Origin of the sequence: Bacillus sp. lyk4-R2A-2, assembly GCF_030209735.1 — a bacterium.
Taxonomy (GTDB): domain Bacteria; phylum Bacillota; class Bacilli; order Bacillales; family Bacillaceae; genus Bacillus; species Bacillus pumilus.
Window position 1 is genome coordinate 561376 of record NZ_JARVRK010000004.1, and the last position, 19103, is coordinate 580478.

Sequence of the window (19103 nt, forward strand, 5' to 3'; positions counted from 1 at the left end):
GACATTTAGAAGGGAGAAGAAGATGAAAAAATTAAAATTTAAACTCACTTACTACTGGTATAAACTCCTCATGAAGCTAGGTCTAAAGAGTGATGAAATTTATTATATTGGTGGAAGTGAAGCGCTCCCGCCTCCATTATCAAAGGATGAAGAGCAGGAGCTGCTTGTCAAATTACCAAAGGGAGATCAAACCGCAAGAGCGATTCTGATTGAAAGAAATTTGCGTTTAGTCGTTTACATCGCAAGAAAATTTGAAAACACAGGTATTAATATTGAGGATTTAATCAGTATCGGAACCATTGGTCTGATCAAAGCAGTCAATACATTTAACCCAGAAAAAAAGATCAAGCTTGCAACATATGCTTCGAGATGTATTGAAAATGAGATTTTGATGTACTTACGTCGAAATAATAAAATCCGGTCAGAAGTTTCGTTTGATGAGCCGCTCAACATTGATTGGGACGGAAATGAACTGCTTTTATCAGACGTACTTGGAACAGATGATGATATTATCACACGCGATATTGAAGCAAATGTGGATAAAAAATTGCTGAAAAAAGCGCTCGAGCAATTAAATGACCGCGAAAAGCAGATCATGGAACTAAGATTTGGCTTAATTGGTGGTGAGGAAAAAACCCAAAAAGATGTCGCTGACATGCTTGGGATTTCACAGTCTTATATTTCGAGGCTTGAAAAAAGAATTATTAAACGATTACAAAAAGAATTTAATAAAATGGTCTAAAAATTTTTTTAAAAAAGCTCTGTCCCTGCACTGTCAAAGGAAACAACCTTTTTTTTCATGATTCTCGTCATCGCTCGTGCATATTTTTCCATCCCAAGGAGATACTGAACTTTGTACAACAGCTCCTGTAGGGAGGGAAAAAAGTGTCCAGAAATAAAGTGGAAATCTGCGGAGTCGACACCTCCAAGTTGCCTGTTCTGAAAAACGACGAGATGAGAAAATTGTTCAGACAGCTGCAAGATGAGGGTGACGATACAGCAAGAGAAAAGCTAGTCAATGGCAATTTACGGTTGGTTTTAAGTGTGATTCAGCGTTTTAACAACAGAGGCGAATATGTCGACGATCTCTTCCAAGTAGGCTGTATCGGATTAATGAAATCAATTGATAATTTTGATTTAAGCCACAATGTCAGATTTTCAACTTATGCGGTTCCTATGATCATAGGAGAAATCCGTCGATACTTGCGTGATAACAACCCGATTCGGGTGTCTCGCTCGCTAAGAGATATTGCCTATAAGGCACTTCAGGTCCGTGAGAGGCTGATTAGTGAGACAAGCAAGGAGCCAACAGCAGAAGACATTGCCAAAGTGCTGGAAGTGCCTCATGAGGAAATTGTCTTTGCCCTAGATGCAATTCAAGATCCTGTATCTTTGTTTGAACCGATCTATAATGACGGAGGAGATCCGATTTATGTGATGGATCAAATTAGTGATGAACGGAACAAAGACACACAATGGGTGGAAGAATTGGCCTTAAAAGAGGGCATGCGTAGGTTGAACGACAGGGAAAAAATGATTCTTCGCAAACGCTTCTTCCAGGGAAAAACGCAAATGGAAGTTGCCGAAGAGATCGGGATTTCTCAGGCACAAGTCTCTAGGCTTGAAAAAGCAGCCATCAAACAAATGAATAAAAACATCTTTTAAAGCCGCCGCTTCATGTGCGGCTTTTTTCATTCTTATGAGAGAACACTCCTCTAGTATTGACTCTGTTATTTTTTTCATTTAATCTGTTTTTAACAAATGTTATTTTAGATAGCATTTGTTAGGGAACACTTAAGCGGAAAGAAGGGTTATTATGACATTCCATGATGAAAGAAGGCTGCTCATTAAGGTTGCGCATATGTATTATGAAGAAGGCGCCACTCAATCTAACATCGCAGAAGCGGTTGGGGTTAGCCGTTCGCTCATATCGAAATATTTGGCAAAAGCACGTGAAGCAGGAATCGTGGAAATCATTATTCATGATGAAGTCAACCAACAGTATGGATCGTTAGAAAGAAAAATAGAACGTAAATATGGGCTCCGAGAAGTCGTCTGTGTGGAAACACTCAGCAAAGACACAACCAAAAGCCGAATCGGTGCCGCGGCGGCAAGCTTTTTATTAAAAGTGATGAAGGATGGACAAGTTATTGGGTTTTCCTCTGGGACAACGCTGCATGAGATGGCGAAAGCGGTTACGTCTGTTCAGCACTATCCATCCGTGACATTTGTTCCGCTTGTCGGAGGTGTGGGAAATGAAGATGTCGATATCCACGCCAACTATATTATTGCGAGATGCACAGAGGCGCTCAAATCTAAATGTGAGTTTTTACATGTACCTGTCATGCTTGATACGAAAGAAGCGAAAGATGTACTGATCCGGCAGCCGTCAATCAAAAAAGTGATTGAACTAGGAGAATCATCAAATATCGCGGTTGTCGGAATTGGTGGTGTTCCGCAGCATTCAACGATGGTGAAATCTTATATGACAAGCGGTGAAGAGGACATCCTTCAAGCAAAGGATGTAGCAGGTGACATTTGCTATAACTTTATTGATCATCAAGGGGAAGTATATCCCCACCCATGGAACGACCGGGTGATGGGCATAAGCCCCCAAAAGCTAAAAGAAATTCCACTTGTCATAGGTGTCGCTGGTGGCGAAGAGAAAATTGAAGCAATTCGGGCGGCATTAGCAGGTGGATTAATTCATGTATTAATTACCGATGAACGAACTGGAGATGCCTTATTAAAGTAACTACCTAATATCATTAGGTAGTTTTTTTGAGTCTTTAGACTCAAAAAGATTGAAAATTTTATCGATTTTAGCTTGACACAAAGTTGACACATCATATAAACTAAGTTCATAACAAATGATAAACAAAATAACAAATGTTACAAGAAACAGATTTTTGTTAATTTTTATAACATTTGTTAAAAGTTTCAGATTATATTTCTAGCAATCTATTGAGAAGCAAGAAAACCTGAAAGGATGATTTAGATGTCAATCTATCAACAATTGTTAGCTCGAGAACGCAGTGGAGATCCAATCAAAGTAGGGATTATTGGAGCAGGCCAAATGGGCTTTGGACTCATTTCACAAATTTCTAAAATTCCAGGCATGATTGTTGCTGGTGTTTGTGACATTCACCTTAGTGCAGCAGAGAAGGCAGCGAATTTTTACAAGCAGCATGCAAAGCCGCATCAAATGGTTGTCACAAATGATTACAGAGAAGTGATTCAATCAGATTCCGTAGAAGTTGTCGTAGATGCAACAGGTGTCCCAGAGGTCGGAGCAAACATTTCTTTGGAAGCGCTTAATTCAAAAAAACATCTCGTTCTTTTAAATGTAGAAGTTGATATTACCATCGGGTTGGTCATGCATAAGTTATTCACAAATGCAGGACTTGTTTACTCAGGATCAGCTGGAGACGAACCAGCAGCAACACTAGAATTATATGAATTTGCGAAAACAATGGGTCTTGAGGTACTCGTTGCAGGGAAAGGAAAGAACAACCCATTCTTCCCAGAAGCAAATCCAGATACGTGTCAAGCAGAAGCAGATAGTAAACATATGAGTTCACATATGCTGGCTGCATTCCAGGACGGAACAAAAACAATGGCGGAAATGAACTTATTAAGTAACGCGACAGGGCTTCTGCCAGATAAAGTCGGTATGCACGGAGTCGAAGCGAATTTAGAAAATGTAGCAGATAAATTGAATCAAAAACAGCAAGGCGGCGTGCTCGATAACTTCGGAGTCGTTGAATATGTAAATGGACTTGCACCAGGTGTATTTGTCATCGTGAAGAGTGACCTTGAGCCTGTAGATGAAGAGCTGCGCTACTTAAAAGTTGGAAAAGGCCCACACTACACACTTTACCGTCCTTTCCACTTAGCGAGTCTTGAAACACCTGTTACCATCGCAAAAGCGGTCTTACAGCATGATTCATCCATTCACCCAATTGGTGTACCAGTATCAGAAACAGTCGCTGTGGCAAAAAGAGATATCAAAGCTGGAGAATCACTTGACGGGATTGGCGGATACTCTGTAAGAGGTGTTCTTGAAACACATCAAGACATGAAAATGAACGGCCACATTCCAATTGGTTTAATTAGCGGAAAAGTCGTAGCGAAAAAAGACATCAAATTAGGACAATTCCTGACTCATGATGATGTAGAACTTGATTCAAACACAACGGTCTGGAAGCTGCGTTCATTACAAGATCATTTATTTCAATCATAAGGACGTGAAGCTGTGGAAAAATTAGCGATCGTACTTTGTATCATTCTCATTGTGCAGTACGGGTTATCTTTTATTCAAATCAAGTACTACCGCAAGAGCATGGATTCACTTATTGATGATTACAGAGGGAAGCAGGGCTATCACTTATTTTCAGGAATGGAGCGGCGCAAAGTTGGCCCTGGAGCCATTGCGCTCATCATTGTAGATGAATCGTATATCATTCAAAAATGCCATGTGCTTGGCGGTGTGTCGATCTTATCTAAATTTAAAGAAGTCCCTTCATATGAAGGAAAGCATGTAGGGGCTGTGTTAGACGAGCACCATATGATGAAGCAGACGTTGAAAAAACGCAAAAAGGGGCCAGCTGTCATGCACGCACTTTCCATGGCGGCTGAACAGGCACTTGTCTCGATTTCGAAAAAAAATATAACAAATGTGAACTAAAGAAAGGGGAGATGAAACATGGAATGGATTCAATGGTTTGGAGAGCACTTTATCGGAATGTTTGAAGCCGGCGGAAAGCAATTCATGGGTCTTGTTACAGGTATCGTTCCAACGCTTGTTGTGTTACTTACTTTCACTTATGCTGTCATGAAGTTTATTGGAGAAGAGCGAGTGAATAGAGCGATTCAGTTTGCTGCGAAATATACCATTTTGCGCTACACGTTAATGCCGATCTTATCCGTTCTTATTTTGACAAACCCGATGGCTTATACGTTTGGCCGCTTCTTACCCGAAAAACAAAAACCAGCATTCTATGATTCAGCTGTTTCATTTGTTCATCCGGTGACATCACTGTTTCCGTATGCCAACGCAGGAGAACTGTTTGTCTACTTAGGGATTGCGAACGGTATTAAAGAAGCAGGATACTCAATGTCAGAGCTTGCTGTACGGTACTTCTTAGTCGGGATCGTCGTCATTTTACTTCGCGGTATTATTACTGAATGGATTACAAAGTACTTAGCAGGAAAAATGAAAGCGAATTCACAATAGGGGAGGGTTAGACATGACAAACCACAAAGTATTTGTTGCAAAAGGTGCTGGCGGATGGGGAGAAGGCTTGGAGCTTGAACCAACCGGTAAAAAAAGAAAGGTTGTTTCCATTACAGGGGGAGGCATTCACCCAGTTGCACGTAAAATTGCAGAAATGACAGGGACAGAAGCATGTGACGGCTTTAAAAACTCGATACCAGAAGATGAAATGATGTGTGTTGTCATTGACTGCGGAGGAACCGCACGAATCGGACTTTATCCAATGAAGCGCATTCCAACTGTAGACGTTTTGGCATCCTCTCCTTCTGGACCGCTTGCAAAACATATTACAGAGGATATCTTCGTATCAGGCGTCACAGAAAAAGATATTTCCTTTGCGGATGCATCAAGTGGTGAGGAAAAAGTAGAAGGTCAGGAAAACAGTGAGCCGATTGACAAGGAGAATTTCAAAGAAACCTATTCAAAACTGAAAGAGGAAAATCTCGAGCGTCAGGAAAAAGGTAATTTCCTGATGAGGTTCTCAAGAGGAATTGGGAAAGTTACCGGTACGTTCTACCAGGCTGGCCGTGATTCCGTTGATATGCTTTTGAAAAACATTATTCCATTCATGGCATTTGTCAGTATGTTAATTGGAATTATCAATTATACAAAAATTGGTGACTTGATTGCCCATTTTCTATCACCATTGGCAGGATCTATATGGGGACTCTTACTGCTCGTTGTGGTCTGTACATTGCCATTCCTATCACCTGTCTTAGGACCTGGTGCAGTCATTGCACAAGTAATCGGTGTTCTCATTGGTAGTCAAATTGCACTAGGAAATATCCCGCCTCAATTTGCACTTCCTGCACTATTTGCCATCAACGGTCAAGTAGGGTGTGATTTCATTCCAGTGGGTCTGTCACTTGGTGAAGCGAAGCCGGAAACGGTACAATATGGAGTACCAGCTGTTTTGTATAGCCGTCTCATTACAGGGGTTCTATCTGTTGTGATCGCATACGCTGCCAGCTTCGGTATGTATTAAACGTATTAAAGGAGGAATCGATATACATGGTCACACAATCTGTCGTAAAAGAAATCGGGATCTTAGTCCCGCAATTTAAAGAAGATAAGCTGATTGTTTTATTTGGACCCGCAGCGCCGCAGGAATTAAGAGATATGTCCGTCATTCATGAGTTCGAACATTTAGAAGAAGAGCCGTTGAAACTGGGCGGTACCATTCAAGTGGGCGATCAAACGTACACGATCACAGCCCTCGGCAATAAAGCAAATGACAACTTTAAAGAACTCGGCCATATTTCGATCTACTTCCAAGAGCCGTTTGATGATGTATTACCGGGAGCTGTCTTTGCATCCCCGCACACGTTTCCTGATATAAAAGAAGGCGTACGAATTGAAATTTCGTAGCTATGAAGAAAAGCTGTTCCGTAAAAGGAGCAGCTTTTTTTATGTGAGGTTTACCAGAAAGAGCAATTGCGATATGCTGTAAACATTCATTATTTGTTTATTCAGAATTTTTACTCAGGGGGAAATGATGGTGTCACTTGAATTGAAGAATGTTTCATTAAAACGAAATGGAAAATGGCTGCTTCAGTCTGTTGACTGGCATGTGAACAAAGAGGAGCACTGGGTGCTTTACGGTTTAAATGGTGCGGGGAAAACCGCTTTATTAAATATGCTCTGCTCATATTATTTCCCTACATCAGGTGAGATGACCGTGCTGGGACATATCTTTGGCGAGGAGGCTCTTGGCGAAAAGCTCAGGAAGAAAATTGGCCTCATTTCTGCGGGACTTGAAAAGAAACTGCACAGAGACGACAATGCATTTGAAATTGTTCTCAGCGGGGCATTTGCCTCTATCGGGCTTTATGAAACCCCGACAGATGAGATAAGGGAGAAAGCCATTGATCTATTAAAAGCATTTGGTTCGTTCAAATATGCAAACCGGACATATGAAACACTCTCGCAAGGAGAAAAGCAGAAAGTCCTGATTGCGAGGGCTTTAATGAATGATCCCAAGCTCCTGATTTTAGATGAGCCTGTGACAGGTCTTGATTTTTTAGCAAGAGAACAGGTGCTGGAGACCATCTCATTCATTGCTTCAAAGCCTGATGCGCCTACTTTGCTTTACACGACCCATCATGCAGAAGAGATTTTGCCTGTTTTTCAGCACACCTTATTATTAAAAGATGGGACTGTTTTTGATCAAGGGAAAACAAAAGAGATGATGACAAGCGACTTGCTTTCTTCCTTCTTTGAATGTCCGGTAGATGTGATGTGGAGAAATGGCCGTCCTCATTTAAGTAAATTGTAGATAAAAGAAACTATTGGTCTGCGTCCCTGCTTTTCCATCATACATATTATAGTAGAAAACGAAAGGCGGGGAAGGACAGATGATCAGTATTTCTGAATTCCAAATCAAGGATGTTGTCGATGTGTCCAGCGGAAAAAAACTAGGCACCATTGGGGACATTGATATCAATGTTACGAGTGGTAAAATACAAGCAATCATTATCGGCGGTACAGGTAAAATGATGGGATTTTTCGGAAAAGAAGAGGAAATGATTGTCCCGTGGCGAAATATAGTAAAAATTGGCGAAGATGTGATACTTGTCCGATTGTCTTCTTAAAATTCGTATAACTCCTCAATGAATCATTTAATGATCCTTAACATAAGCTCTCCATTCTCAGCAAACAATGTCTTTTTCGGGTAAAAAGATTACGTTTTCATATCAATTTGCAAAAAAACCTGTAGAAAGGGCACATTTGAGTGTAATATTTAATGAATCCCACTAACTGTCTACGCATGTCTTGTGGTAAAATAGGAGCGATATAAAGAGAGATGAATGAAAGGTGGGAGGCAGCTTTGACACACAATTATGACCCCTTTCAGCAGAAATCACCTTATGCAATGATGATTCATGATTGGACGAACATGACATGTTCTGGTAAAGAGGTATTAGCCGGATTTACGACAAAAAATGGCGGCTTCAGCCTTTCTCCATATCAATCATTGAACACTGGACTCCATGTAGGAGATGATGCTTCTAGTGTCCAAATGAATCGTCAAGTCATAGCAGATGCTACTGCTGTGCCGCTCTCTGATTGGGTGTTTGCAGACCAAACACACGAGGACCGCATCAAGAAAGTCACCAAGGAGCAAAGAGGAAGAGGAAGTCTTCATTATCATGAGGCACTGCCTGGAACAGACGGCTTATATACGTCTGAACCGAACATCATGCTCGCTCTTTGTTTCGCCGATTGTGTTCCGCTTTATTTTCTAGCTCCGCAACAGGGCCTCATCGGAACAGCCCATGCCGGATGGAAAGGAACCGTCAAACAAATTGGTGCAAAGATGGTAGATTTATGGGTCAACCAAGAAGGTGCTAAGACCGATCAAATACAAGTCGTCATTGGACCATCCATTGGCAGCTGTTGCTACATAGTTGATGATGTGGTCTTGAATCAAGTGAAACAGCTTCCCTTTTCTACAGAGGATGTGTATTCCGAGATATCACAAGGACAATATAAATTAGACTTAAAAACATTAAACAAAAACGTATTGCTACATGCAGGGATGAAAGAAGAAAACATACATGTCAGTTCGATGTGCACAAGCTGTAATGATCAGCTATTCTTCTCACACCGGCGTGATCAAGGAAAAACAGGACGTATGATGTCTTTTGTCGGGTTTAAGGAGGCATAAGAGCAATTGAATGTACGAGAGAATCTCAGACAAATAAATGAACAAATAAACGAAGCATGTAAAAGAGCCGGCCGGAACCCAGACGATATATCAGTCGTCGCTGTCACAAAATATGTCTCAATTGAACGAGCACAAGAAGCCAAGGAAGCAGGAATTTTGCATTTTGGTGAAAATCGTGACCAAGGGTTACTTGAAAAACAAGCGGCTATAACCGATGAAAGCATTAGCTGGCACTTCATCGGCAGTTTACAAACACGAAAAGTAAAATCTGTCATTCAGAGCATTGACTACTTACATTCGCTCGACAGGATCTCTCTTGCGAATGAAATTGAAAAAAGAGCAGATCACACGGTTCGCTGTTTTGTACAGGTGAACACATCGCTGGAGGAGTCAAAACATGGCTTACAAAGTGAAGACGTGATCCCATTTGTCAAGCAGCTCGCTGATTTCAAACACATTGAAATTGCTGGACTGATGACGATGGCTCCATTTACAGATGATCACACTGTGATACGAAACTGCTTTAAAACATTAAAAAACCTTCAAGAAGAAGTAAAACATCTTAACCAAGTAAATGCACCTTGTCAGCATTTATCGATGGGCATGTCAAATGATTTTGAAATCGCAATTGAAGAAGGTGCGACATTCGTTCGGATTGGCTCTTCACTTGTTGGAAATGAAACAGGAGGTGCGTGACATGAGCATAAAAAATAAGTTTAAAAGCTTTTTCACTCTCGACGATGAAGAGTATGAGTACGAATATATTGATGAAGAAAGAGAACCAGTCCAAGAAGAAAAAGGAACAAAGGACAAAGCGGCGTTTCAAGAGCGTCCGCAGACAGGAAAACAAAATGTCGTCAGCTTGCAAAGCGTGCAGAAATCCTCTAAAGTGGTGTTAAGTGAGCCGCGTGTTTATGCAGAAGCGCAGGAGATTGCAGACCATATTAAAAACAGACGTGCAGTCGTCGTCAATTTGCAGCGCATTCAGCACGATCAAGCAAAGCGAATCATCGACTTCTTAAGCGGAACTGTTTATGCAATCGGTGGAGACATCCAGCGTATTGGCTCGAATATATTCCTCTGCACACCTGATAATGTGGATGTATCTGGCACAATATCAGAACTTTTGACAGAGGAAGAACCTCAGAGGTGGTAAATCATAGTGATTCTAAATTTCATTTTTAGTATTTTAGAAACGGTATTAACGATTTACTCATTCGCGATTATTATTTACATCTTTATGTCATGGGTGCCATCTGCAAGAGAAACATCAATTGGGCGTTTTCTGACAAATATTTGCGAACCATATTTAGAACCATTTCGTAAAATTATTCCGCCAATTGGCATGATTGACATCTCGCCAATTGTGGCATTGCTTGTGATTCGTTTTGCATCAACATATGGACTAACTGGTCTTTACAATATGATTGCACGCTTCATGTAGACAGGCTGCCGGGCTTGGCGCTGCCAGGCTCTTTTACATAAGAGGGGAACAAAATGAGCGATATTTATCAACATTTTAGAAAAGACGAACAGCCATTTGTCGACCAAGTGTTAGGCTGGAAAAAAATCGCACTCGACCAGTATCGAATGAAATTAACAGACTTTCTTGATCCGCGTGAGCAGTTTATTACCGAGTCCATCATCCAGCATGCTGATGAGCTTGGGATCATGTTTTTTGGCGGTTATGAGGGAGCGGAGCGCAAAAGAGCTCTCATTTATCCTGAATATTTACAACCGGCTACTCAGGATGCTGAGCTCTCTTATTTTCAGGTGAACTATGCGAAAAAGTTTATTTCGTTAGAACACCCGAAGCTCCTTGGTTCACTGATTGGGACAGGCTTGAAGCGTCAAAAATTTGGAGATTTGTTATTTTCAGAGGAAGATGTGCAGTTTATTTGTACGAGTGATGTCGCCGATTTTGTTCGGGCGCAGCTGACGCATGTCGGCAGAGCCTCCGTTTCATTAGAGGAAATCACGCAGGCAGATTTAAAGCCGGTTAAGAGCAAGACTGACATCAAGGAAGATACGATTTCTTCACTGCGGCTTGATGCGGTATGTGCTGCAATCAGCCGTCAGTCTCGGCAAAAGGCACAGCTTTTGGTCAAAAATGGGCTTGTCAAAGTTAACTGGAAAGTCACTGAGGACCCTTCCTTTACAATCGGCGAAGGCGATCAGCTCTCTGTTAGGGGATTTGGCCGCTTTAGCCTCAAAACGATTGATGGGAAGACCAAAAAAGATAAATTTAAAGTAACATTTGAGCTTCTGACATAACGAACTTGAATCTGGAGGTGGCGAGGTTGCCATTAACACCTAATGATATTCATAATAAAACGTTCACAAAAAGCTTTCGCGGCTATGACGAAGATGAAGTAAACGAGTTTTTAAGCCAAGTACGTAAAGATTACGAAATCGTGCTTCGCAAAAAGAATGAACTCGAAGAAAAAGTAAACGAGCTTGACGAAAGATTAGGTCATTTTGCAACAATTGAAGAGACATTAAACAAATCAATTCTTGTGGCGCAGGAAGCAGCAGAAGACGTCAAACGTCATTCTGATAAAGAAGCGAAATTGATTATTCGTGAAGCGGAGAAAAATGCCGATCGTATTATTAACGAAGCGCTATCTAAATCAAGAAAGATTGCGATGGAAATCGAAGAGCTGAAGAAGCAGTCGAAGGTCTTTAGAACTCGCTTCCAAATGCTCATCGAAGCTCAGCTTGATCTTCTAAAAAATGACGATTGGGATCATTTACTGGAATATGAAGTTGACGCTGTCTTTGACGAAAAAGAATAAGCGCATCATCTTGACATGACGTGTACAAGTTGCATATAATACCATCATAAATTAACAAGAGATAAACGTTTGAAAGGGACACTCGCAGTTGTCATATGCGTAATAAAGCGAATCAGGGATGGTGGAAGCCTGACATTACGAGACGCTGCAATGAGATCACCCCTTTAGTTCCTTTTCTGAAATGACCAGTAAGAAAAGGCGTCTGATCACGTTACGATTTTAGAGTGGATAAGCGGCTGTTTAAATAGCGCTTGTCTAAAAGGGTGGTACCGCGAGACAAGCCTTCTCGTCCCTTATGGGATGAGAGGGCTTTTTTTATTGTTTTTTAATCAGAATTTGCATATGGAGGAATGGGTATGAACTACAAAGACACCTTATTAATGCCGAAAACAGAATTCCCAATGAGAGGGAACTTGCCGAACAAAGAGCCTGAAATCCAAGAGGAGTGGGCAGAAAAAGACATCTATCAAATGGTTTTAGAGCGGACAAAAGGACGCCCGACCTTTATTTTGCATGATGGACCTCCATATGCGAATGGTGACATTCATATGGGGCACGCACTCAATAAAATCCTAAAAGATTTTATTGTCCGTTTTAAATCAATGAATGGGTTCCACGCACCGTACGTACCGGGCTGGGATACACACGGCTTACCAATTGAAACAGCACTCACTAAAAATAAAAAAGTCAAACGTAAAGAAATGTCGACAGCTGAATTCCGCAAACTATGCGAGGAGTATGCATGGAAGCAAATCGAGGGTCAGCGCAATCAATTTAAGCGATTAGGCGTCAGAGCAGACTGGGACAATCCATATGTCACGTTAAAGCCTGAGTATGAAGCGCAGCAAATTCTTGTCTTCGGAGAAATGGCGAAGAGAGGCTATATTTACAAAGGACTAAAGCCTGTTAACTGGTCTCCTTCAAGTGAGTCAGCTCTTGCTGAAGCGGAAATTGAATATAAAGACAAACGTTCACCATCCATTTACGTTTCATTTAAAGTGAAAGATGGAAAAGGCGTACTTGAAAACGGCGAACAATTCATCATCTGGACAACAACACCTTGGACACTTCCTGCAAACCTTGGTATTTGTGTTCATCCAAACCTAGAGTACAGTGTTCTTCAAGTAGGTGCTGAGCGATATGTTGTCGCATCTGAGCTTGTTGAACAAGTGGCAAAAACGCTTGGCTTTGAAGAGTATGAAGTCGTGAAAACATTAAAAGGAAAAGAATTAGATAACGTCGTTGCAGAGCATCCGATCTATGGTAGAGATTCCCTTGTGATGCTTGGTGACCACGTGACAACGGATGCAGGTACAGGCTGTGTTCACACAGCACCAGGTCACGGGGAAGATGACTTTAATGTGAGTATGAAATACGGTCTTGATGTGCTATGTCCAGTAGATGAAAAAGGTGTCATGACAGACGAAGCACCTGGTTTTGAAGGTCTATTTTACGAGGATGCCAATAAAGCTATCACAGAACAGCTTGAAGCAAAAGGTGCGCTGAAAAAGCTCGACTTTATCACGCACTCCTACCCGCATGACTGGAGAACGAAAAAACCAACGATTTATCGTGCAACCGCTCAGTGGTTTGCTTCGATTAAAGATTTCAGAGAAGCGCTATTAGACAATATTAAAGAAACGAAATGGGTGCCAGCATGGGGCGAAACGCGCCTATTCAATATGGTGCGTGACAGAGGTGACTGGTGCATTTCAAGACAGCGTGTATGGGGCGTTCCAATTCCGGTCTTTTATGCCGAAAATGGTGAGCCAATCATCACAGATGAAACAATTCAGCATGTCTCTCAATTATTTAGAGAACATGGCTCCAATATTTGGTTTGAAAAAGAAGCGAAAGAGCTCTTGCCAGAAGGCTTTACACATCCAGGTAGCCCGAACGGTGAATTCACAAAAGAGCAGGATATCATGGATGTATGGTTTGATTCCGGTTCTTCTCACCAAGCTGTTTTAGAAGAAAGAGATGATCTTGTTCGTCCGGCAGACCTTTACCTTGAAGGCTCTGACCAATATCGCGGCTGGTTTAACTCTTCCTTATCAACAGCAGTTGCAGTCACTGGAAAAGCACCGTATAAAGGTGTTCTCAGCCACGGCTTTACGCTTGATAAAGAAGGACGCAAGATGAGTAAATCATTAGGCAATACAATTGACCCAACAAAGGTAGCGAAGCAGCTTGGGGCGGAGATTCTAAGACTTTGGGTATCTTCTGTCAACTATCAAGCCGATCACCCGGTGTCTGATGATATCTTAAAACAAGTAGCAGAGGTCTATCGTAAAATCCGTAACACGTTCCGCTTCCTGCACGGTAACCTATTTGACTTTGATCCAGCAGTCCATGCAGTACCTGTAGAAGAGCTTCGCGAAGTGGATCAATATATCTTGATCAAATTAAACAAATTGATTGATAAAGTTAAAAAGGCTTATGATGATTACGAATTTGCGGTCGTGTATCATGCGATTCACAATTTCTGTACAATTGAGCTAAGCTCTTTCTATCTCGACTTTGCAAAGGATGTCGTGTACATTGAGCATGCGGATCATCCAGACCGCCGTAGCATGCAGACGGTCTTCTACGAAACATTAATGGCATTAGTGAAGCTGACTGCACCAATTCTTCCGCATACAGCAGATGAATTATGGAGCCACTTAAGCTTTGTTGAAGAGCCAAGTGTTCAGTTAACAGATATGCCAGAAGGTGTGGCTGTTTCTCAAGCGGAAGCGACAGAAGCGAAGTTTGACCGCTTTATGGAAGTGCGTGACGATGTGCTAAAAGCGCTCGAAATTGCGCGTAATGAGAAAGTCATCGGACGTTCTCTTGAAGCAAGTGTGACCCTTTATGCGACAGAAGAAGTGAAAAACCTTCTTGCATCCATTAAAGAAGATGTGAAGCAGCTCTTTATCATCTCTGAATTAACGGTAGAAGATGAGCAAAATGCTGACACATCAGCACCTGAATACACTTCAGGAAGAATTTTGGTTCAAAAAGCAGAAGGAGAACTATGCGAACGTTCTCGTATTATTTCAAAAGATGTTGGTGCAAATCCGAAATACCCAACATTGTCACTGAAAAATGCTGAAATCGTGGAAAAATATTACCAGAATTAACAGTGTGATATGACCAATTAGCGCCCCGCCATATGCGGGGTGTTTTCTTTTTTGCGGAAATGACAGCGTTTAGAACGAAAGGAAAAATCTTATGGCTTTAAAGTGGACAGCCGGGGCAACAATATGATTATCACGACAGGGCAGGAGTTGAAATAGCGACATGAATGGCGATCTAGAGACGATTTACACGGAACTCCTTCAAATGAAAGAAGAGCTGCAAGCTAAACTGTTTGAATACGCATCATTTCGTTCACCCGCTGAGCATGTCTCAATGAACGAGGTCCAAACGGCCACGCTTCTTTATCACATCAAAGAAGAGCTGCAAGATGTGTCTCTCGCTATTGCAAAAATTGAGCAAGGAACCTTTGGTATATGTGAGGCGACAGGTGATGTCATTCCGCTTGAACAAATGAGTATTCTTCCTACCGCCCGCACGGCTGACGACTTTTTATATCATAAGCAATACGAGAAAAAAGCATTCACTCCTTATCCTCATGAATCAGATGATTCTCATTTTGAAGCCTTCCATATGTAGGGAGGTTTTTGTCTGTCAACTAAAGTTTCTTTACTCCTTCCTGTTTTCTTGATAAAATGCATAAAGATCAAAGTATGAAGATGGAGGAACGTGTGTGTTCTATTACATAATCGCATTCGTGATGATTTGTTTAGATCAATTAACAAAATGGCTCATTGTCAAAAATATGATGCCCGGAGATTCTTATCCAGTGATTGATGGTTTCTTTTATATCACGTCTCACCGAAATTCAGGCGCCGCATGGGGAATTCTCCAAGGACAAATGTGGTTTTTCTATGTGATCACACTCGTTGTTATTGCGGGAATTGTTTATTATTTGCAAAAGCATGGACAAAAGGACAAGCTGCTTGGAGTTGCGCTGGCCTTAATGCTTGGCGGAGCGATTGGAAATTTTATCGACCGCGTTTTCCGTCAGGAAGTGGTAGATTTTGCTCATTTCGTCTTTGGGAATTATCACTACCCAATCTTTAATATTGCAGATTCTTCTCTATGTGTAGGGGTTATTCTGCTCTTCATTCAAATGCTGTTAGATGGAAAGAAAACGAAGGAGTCAACTACATGAATCAAGTAAATATTGCCGTTTCAGAAGAACAAACGAGTGAACGGCTTGATAAATTTCTAAGCTCGACAGAACCAGAATGGTCAAGAACCCAGGTCCAGCAGTGGGTAAAGGATGGGCTGATCGAAGTAAACGGGAAACAAGTGAAAGCCAATTACAAAGTACAAGCTGGAGATCAGATTAAAGTCGAGATTCCAGAACCAGAAGTACTAGATGTAGAAGCAGAACCAATGGATCTTGATATTTATTATGAGGATGCAGATGTGCTAGTGGTGAATAAACCACGAGGAATGGTCGTTCATCCAGCACCAGGTCACGTGTCAGGAACGCTTGTAAATGGCCTGATGGCACATTGCACGGACTTATCAGGGATTAATGGTGTGATGCGTCCTGGAATTGTCCATCGTATTGATAAAGACACATCTGGGCTGTTAATGGTCGCAAAAAACGATATGGCGCATGAATCACTCGTCAATCAGCTTGTGGCTAAAACTGTCACAAGAAAATATACGGCCGTTGTCCATGGCATCATTCAGCATGATACAGGCACAATTGATGCCCCAATTGGCAGAGACAAAAAAGACCGCCAAAGCATGACGGTCACAAAAGAAAGTGCAAAACAAGCAGTCACTCACTTTGATGTGATTGAACGCTTTCAGGATTTCACGGTGGTGGAGTGCCGACTTGAAACAGGAAGAACACACCAAATTCGTGTTCATATGAAATATATCGGCTATCCGCTTGCAGGAGATCCGAAATATGGACCGAGAAAGACAGTCGATTTCAATGGTCAGCTGCTTCATGCAGGTGTATTAGGATTTGATCATCCAAGAACAGGCGAATATATCGAGTTCACAGCACCAGTTCCTGCTGATATGCAAGCTTTTATCGATTCATTAAGAAATAACGATTGACAGGCCGTTCTTTTTTTGAAATAATGAACGAAGAAATGAAGATTCTTTAAAACAGTCCAGAGAGGCTGAGAAGGATAACGGATCAATTTGTGCACGTGTATGCACAAATGAACGCCCCTCTCTGCCCTTTGCAGAAGGGGCTTTTTATTTGTCAAAAAGAGGTGTAAAAGATGGAACAAAAAGCAGTCATTCTTGATGAACAAGCGATCAGACGAGCGCTTACCCGAATTGCACATGAAATGATTGAGCGCAACAAAGGGATGAAAGATGTCATCCTTGCGGGGATCAAGACTAGAGGTATTCATCTTGCAAAGCGCCTTGCAGAGCGCATCGAGCAAATTGAAGGAAATCCAGTCATAGTGGGTGAACTTGATATTACGCTATACCGTGATGACCTGACAAAAAAGACAGAGAACCAAGACCCGCTTGTGAAGGGTGCAGACATTCCAGCTGACATTAATGACAAAACACTGATTGTCGTTGACGATGTCCTGTTTACAGGCAGAACCGTCAGAGCAGCCATGGATGCCCTTGTGGATGTAGGAAGACCATCTTCCATTCAGCTTGCTGTTCTCGTCGACCGGGGACACCGGGAGCTACCGATTCGAGCGGATTATATCGGGAAGAACATTCCGACATCAAAAGCAGAGACAGTTATGGTTCAACTGAATGAAGTAGATCAAAACGACCTTGTCGCTATATATGAAAAATAACCTTTTTAAATGCATTCCAGAGAGTTTGCAAAGAGGGCAATAACAGAGATACCAAGCACGGCAAACATGACGTGTACGGTTTTTCTAGGCCTCTTTGCGCATACTCGCAAAGAGGCTTTTTTAATGAAAAAGGACACATCTAGGAGGAAAATCATGAGTCAGCAAAAAGCCAATTTAGGCATTCGAGATATCCCAAAACCGTTCACATGGCTGTCACTTAGCCTTCAGCATTTGTTTGCCATGTTTGGTGCAACCATTCTAGTACCAAAAATCATCGATATGAGTCCAGCGGTCGCGCTCATCTCAAGTGGTGTTGGAACCATAGTTTACTTAATCATCACAAGAGGCCAAATTCCAGCGTATCTTGGATCGTCCTTTGCCTTTATCGCCCCCATACTGAATGTGAAAGCCACAGGCGGCCCTGGAGCCGCCATGGTGGGTGCCTTCATGGCGGGTGTCGCTTATGCACTCATTGCACTATTTATTAAATGGCTCGGCACAGGCTGGCTGATGAAACTTCTACCGCCGGTCGTCGTAGGGCCGGTCATTATGGTCATCGGACTCGGACTCGCTGGAACAGCTGTCAACATGGCGATGTATGCTGATCCGAATGCAACCGAGCTTGATTACAGCCTGAAGCACCTAATGGTCGCCGGCTTCACACTGGCTGTCACGATTATCAGCATGATTTTCCTAAGAGGATTTCTTAGCTTGATCCCAGTATTAATTGGCATTATCAGTGGCTATCTCTTTGCCTTATCACAAGGCATTGTGAACTTCCAGCCGGTCATTGATGCAAAATGGTTTGCTGTACCAGACTTCGTTGTACCATTTGTGGACTACACACCGGCTATGACTTTAAGCATTCTCACCGTAATGGTGCCGGTTGCCTTTGTGACAATGTCTGAGCACATCGGCCACCAAGTGGTGTTAAGTAAAGTTGTAGGGCAAGATTTCATTAAAAAACCTGGTCTTCACCGCTCCATTTTAGGAGACAGTGCGGCGACAATCTTCGCTTCACTCATTGGTGGACCGCCGACAACAACGTATGGAGAGAACATCGGCGTCCTTGCCATCACAAGAGTGTTCAGTATCTTCGTCATCGGCGGAGCAGCAGTGTTTGCAATCTGCTTCGGCTTTGTCGGAAAAATCTCAGCATTAATCAGTACAGTGCCGTCCGCGGTCATGGGAGGCGTTTCATTCTTGCTCTTTGGGATCATTGCCTCAAGCGGCCTGAGAATCCTGATTGATCATAAAGTGAATTTTGAAGAAAAGCGTAATCTCATTATCGCATCAGTCATCTTAGTCATCGGAATTGGCGGGGCATTCATTGAGGTGAAACAAATCAACCTCACACTATCTGGAATGGCACTTGCTGCCATCACGGGTGTCCTGTTGAACCTGATCCTGCCGCAGCAAAAAGCGGAGGATGACGAGTCAAATGAATCGAATACAGAAAACCTTTTAAAAGAAGTCCAGTGAGGCTGACAAGGGTTCTAAAATGAGCAGAATGCACGAACGTG

General features: G+C 42.1%; 22 protein-coding genes and 1 other annotated feature. All 22 genes read left to right on the forward strand.

Annotated features, from left to right (window positions below; genetic code table 11):
• Positions 1–22 precede the first annotated feature (22 nt).
• The 22 genes from sigE to QRN39_RS05760 all read left to right on the forward strand — a co-directional run bounded on the left by sigE (position 23) and on the right by QRN39_RS05760 (position 19062).
• Complete coding sequence (gene sigE, locus QRN39_RS05655) at positions 23–742, forward strand: RNA polymerase sporulation sigma factor SigE (protein ID WP_003211142.1); 720 nt, start codon at positions 23–25, stop codon at positions 740–742.
• A gap of 143 nt (positions 743–885) precedes the next feature.
• Positions 886–1665: an RNA polymerase sporulation sigma factor SigG gene (gene sigG / locus QRN39_RS05660; protein WP_003211879.1), complete on the forward strand. Its 780-nt coding sequence runs from the start codon at positions 886–888 to the stop codon at positions 1663–1665.
• A 151-nt stretch (positions 1666–1816) separates the two neighbouring features.
• Positions 1817–2755, forward strand: coding sequence for a sugar-binding transcriptional regulator (locus QRN39_RS05665; RefSeq protein WP_050945093.1), 939 nt, complete (start codon positions 1817–1819; stop codon positions 2753–2755).
• Positions 2756–2998: 243 nt separating this feature from the next.
• On the forward strand, positions 2999–4243 hold the full coding sequence (locus QRN39_RS05670; RefSeq protein ID WP_284906413.1) for an NAD(P)H-dependent oxidoreductase: 1245 nt from the start codon (positions 2999–3001) through the stop codon (positions 4241–4243).
• Between the two features lie 12 nt (positions 4244–4255).
• Positions 4256–4687 carry a transcriptional regulator GutM gene (locus QRN39_RS05675; RefSeq protein WP_003212289.1) on the forward strand — a complete coding sequence of 144 codons (432 nt, stop codon included), beginning with the start codon at positions 4256–4258 and terminating at the stop codon, positions 4685–4687.
• A gap of 18 nt (positions 4688–4705) precedes the next feature.
• A complete protein-coding gene (gene srlA, locus QRN39_RS05680; RefSeq protein ID WP_003210918.1) occupies positions 4706–5236 on the forward strand; it encodes a PTS glucitol/sorbitol transporter subunit IIC in 531 nt (176 codons plus the stop codon).
• A gap of 13 nt (positions 5237–5249) precedes the next feature.
• Positions 5250–6260 (forward strand): PTS glucitol/sorbitol transporter subunit IIB, encoded by a 1011-nt coding sequence (gene srlE / locus QRN39_RS05685; protein ID WP_050945092.1) that lies wholly within the window; start codon positions 5250–5252, stop codon positions 6258–6260.
• Positions 6261–6286: 26 nt separating this feature from the next.
• Positions 6287–6643: a PTS glucitol/sorbitol transporter subunit IIA gene (locus QRN39_RS05690; RefSeq protein ID WP_007499733.1), complete on the forward strand. Its 357-nt coding sequence runs from the start codon at positions 6287–6289 to the stop codon at positions 6641–6643.
• A gap of 130 nt (positions 6644–6773) precedes the next feature.
• On the forward strand, positions 6774–7550 hold the full coding sequence (locus QRN39_RS05695; RefSeq protein WP_284906417.1) for an ABC transporter ATP-binding protein: 777 nt from the start codon (positions 6774–6776) through the stop codon (positions 7548–7550).
• Positions 7551–7629: 79 nt separating this feature from the next.
• Positions 7630–7866, forward strand: coding sequence for a YlmC/YmxH family sporulation protein (locus QRN39_RS05700; protein WP_008344958.1), 237 nt, complete (start codon positions 7630–7632; stop codon positions 7864–7866).
• A 212-nt stretch (positions 7867–8078) separates the two neighbouring features.
• Entirely contained in the window at positions 8079–8942 is an 864-nt protein-coding gene (gene pgeF / locus QRN39_RS05705; RefSeq protein WP_284906418.1) for a peptidoglycan editing factor PgeF, read from the forward strand.
• Between the two features lie 6 nt (positions 8943–8948).
• Positions 8949–9638 carry a YggS family pyridoxal phosphate-dependent enzyme gene (locus tag QRN39_RS05710; RefSeq protein ID WP_106028978.1) on the forward strand — a complete coding sequence of 230 codons (690 nt, stop codon included), beginning with the start codon at positions 8949–8951 and terminating at the stop codon, positions 9636–9638.
• 1 nt (position 9639) lies between these two features.
• Positions 9640–10098, forward strand: a complete 459-nt coding sequence (sepF, locus tag QRN39_RS05715) for a cell division protein SepF (protein WP_003212271.1) — start codon at positions 9640–9642, stop codon at positions 10096–10098.
• 6 nt (positions 10099–10104) lie between these two features.
• Positions 10105–10386: a YggT family protein gene (locus tag QRN39_RS05720; RefSeq protein ID WP_284906420.1), complete on the forward strand. Its 282-nt coding sequence runs from the start codon at positions 10105–10107 to the stop codon at positions 10384–10386.
• Positions 10387–10439: 53 nt separating this feature from the next.
• Positions 10440–11216, forward strand: coding sequence for a YlmH family RNA-binding protein (locus tag QRN39_RS05725; protein ID WP_226805151.1), 777 nt, complete (start codon positions 10440–10442; stop codon positions 11214–11216).
• Positions 11217–11242: 26 nt separating this feature from the next.
• Entirely contained in the window at positions 11243–11737 is a 495-nt protein-coding gene (locus tag QRN39_RS05730; protein WP_003211323.1) for a DivIVA domain-containing protein, read from the forward strand.
• 59 nt (positions 11738–11796) lie between these two features.
• Positions 11797–12034: a binding site (T-box leader), on the forward strand.
• Positions 12035–12093: 59 nt separating this feature from the next.
• Positions 12094–14859, forward strand: coding sequence for an isoleucine--tRNA ligase (gene ileS, locus QRN39_RS05735; protein WP_284906424.1), 2766 nt, complete (start codon positions 12094–12096; stop codon positions 14857–14859).
• A 160-nt stretch (positions 14860–15019) separates the two neighbouring features.
• Entirely contained in the window at positions 15020–15394 is a 375-nt protein-coding gene (locus QRN39_RS05740; protein ID WP_050945086.1) for a TraR/DksA family transcriptional regulator, read from the forward strand.
• Between the two features lie 94 nt (positions 15395–15488).
• Complete coding sequence (lspA, locus tag QRN39_RS05745) at positions 15489–15956, forward strand: signal peptidase II (protein ID WP_003212011.1); 468 nt, start codon at positions 15489–15491, stop codon at positions 15954–15956.
• Positions 15953–16867, forward strand: coding sequence for an RluA family pseudouridine synthase (locus tag QRN39_RS05750; protein WP_284906425.1), 915 nt, complete (start codon positions 15953–15955; stop codon positions 16865–16867). Before lspA ends, QRN39_RS05750 begins: the two co-directional genes overlap by 4 nt.
• A 170-nt stretch (positions 16868–17037) precedes the next feature.
• Positions 17038–17580 carry a bifunctional pyr operon transcriptional regulator/uracil phosphoribosyltransferase PyrR gene (pyrR, locus tag QRN39_RS05755; protein ID WP_003211705.1) on the forward strand — a complete coding sequence of 181 codons (543 nt, stop codon included), beginning with the start codon at positions 17038–17040 and terminating at the stop codon, positions 17578–17580.
• A 153-nt stretch (positions 17581–17733) separates the two neighbouring features.
• Entirely contained in the window at positions 17734–19062 is a 1329-nt protein-coding gene (locus QRN39_RS05760) for a solute carrier family 23 protein (RefSeq protein ID WP_284906428.1), read from the forward strand.
• Positions 19063–19103 lie beyond the last annotated feature (41 nt).

Excerpts from the sequence above, each read along its gene's own strand:
- sepF (WP_003212271.1), top strand. The coding sequence starts at position 9,640 with ATGAGCATAAAAAATAAGTTTAAAAGCTTTTTCACTCTCGACGATGAA.
- QRN39_RS05725 (WP_226805151.1), top strand. The coding sequence starts at position 10,440 with ATGAGCGATATTTATCAACATTTTAGAAAAGACGAACAGCCATTTGTC.
- ileS (WP_284906424.1), top strand. The coding sequence starts at position 12,094 with ATGAACTACAAAGACACCTTATTAATGCCGAAAACAGAATTCCCAATG.
- QRN39_RS05700 (WP_008344958.1), top strand. The coding sequence starts at position 7,630 with ATGATCAGTATTTCTGAATTCCAAATCAAGGATGTTGTCGATGTGTCC.
- srlE (WP_050945092.1), top strand. The coding sequence starts at position 5,250 with ATGACAAACCACAAAGTATTTGTTGCAAAAGGTGCTGGCGGATGGGGA.
- QRN39_RS05760 (WP_284906428.1), top strand. The coding sequence starts at position 17,734 with ATGAGTCAGCAAAAAGCCAATTTAGGCATTCGAGATATCCCAAAACCG.
- QRN39_RS05750 (WP_284906425.1), top strand. The coding sequence starts at position 15,953 with ATGAATCAAGTAAATATTGCCGTTTCAGAAGAACAAACGAGTGAACGG.
- sigE (WP_003211142.1), top strand. The coding sequence starts at position 23 with ATGAAAAAATTAAAATTTAAACTCACTTACTACTGGTATAAACTCCTC.
- QRN39_RS05665 (WP_050945093.1), top strand. The coding sequence starts at position 1,817 with ATGACATTCCATGATGAAAGAAGGCTGCTCATTAAGGTTGCGCATATG.
- QRN39_RS05690 (WP_007499733.1), top strand. The coding sequence starts at position 6,287 with ATGGTCACACAATCTGTCGTAAAAGAAATCGGGATCTTAGTCCCGCAA.
- QRN39_RS05740 (WP_050945086.1), top strand. The coding sequence starts at position 15,020 with ATGAATGGCGATCTAGAGACGATTTACACGGAACTCCTTCAAATGAAA.
- pyrR (WP_003211705.1), top strand. The coding sequence starts at position 17,038 with ATGGAACAAAAAGCAGTCATTCTTGATGAACAAGCGATCAGACGAGCG.
- QRN39_RS05670 (WP_284906413.1), top strand. The coding sequence starts at position 2,999 with ATGTCAATCTATCAACAATTGTTAGCTCGAGAACGCAGTGGAGATCCA.
- pgeF (WP_284906418.1), top strand. The coding sequence starts at position 8,079 with ATGAATGAAAGGTGGGAGGCAGCTTTGACACACAATTATGACCCCTTT.
- srlA (WP_003210918.1), top strand. The coding sequence starts at position 4,706 with ATGGAATGGATTCAATGGTTTGGAGAGCACTTTATCGGAATGTTTGAA.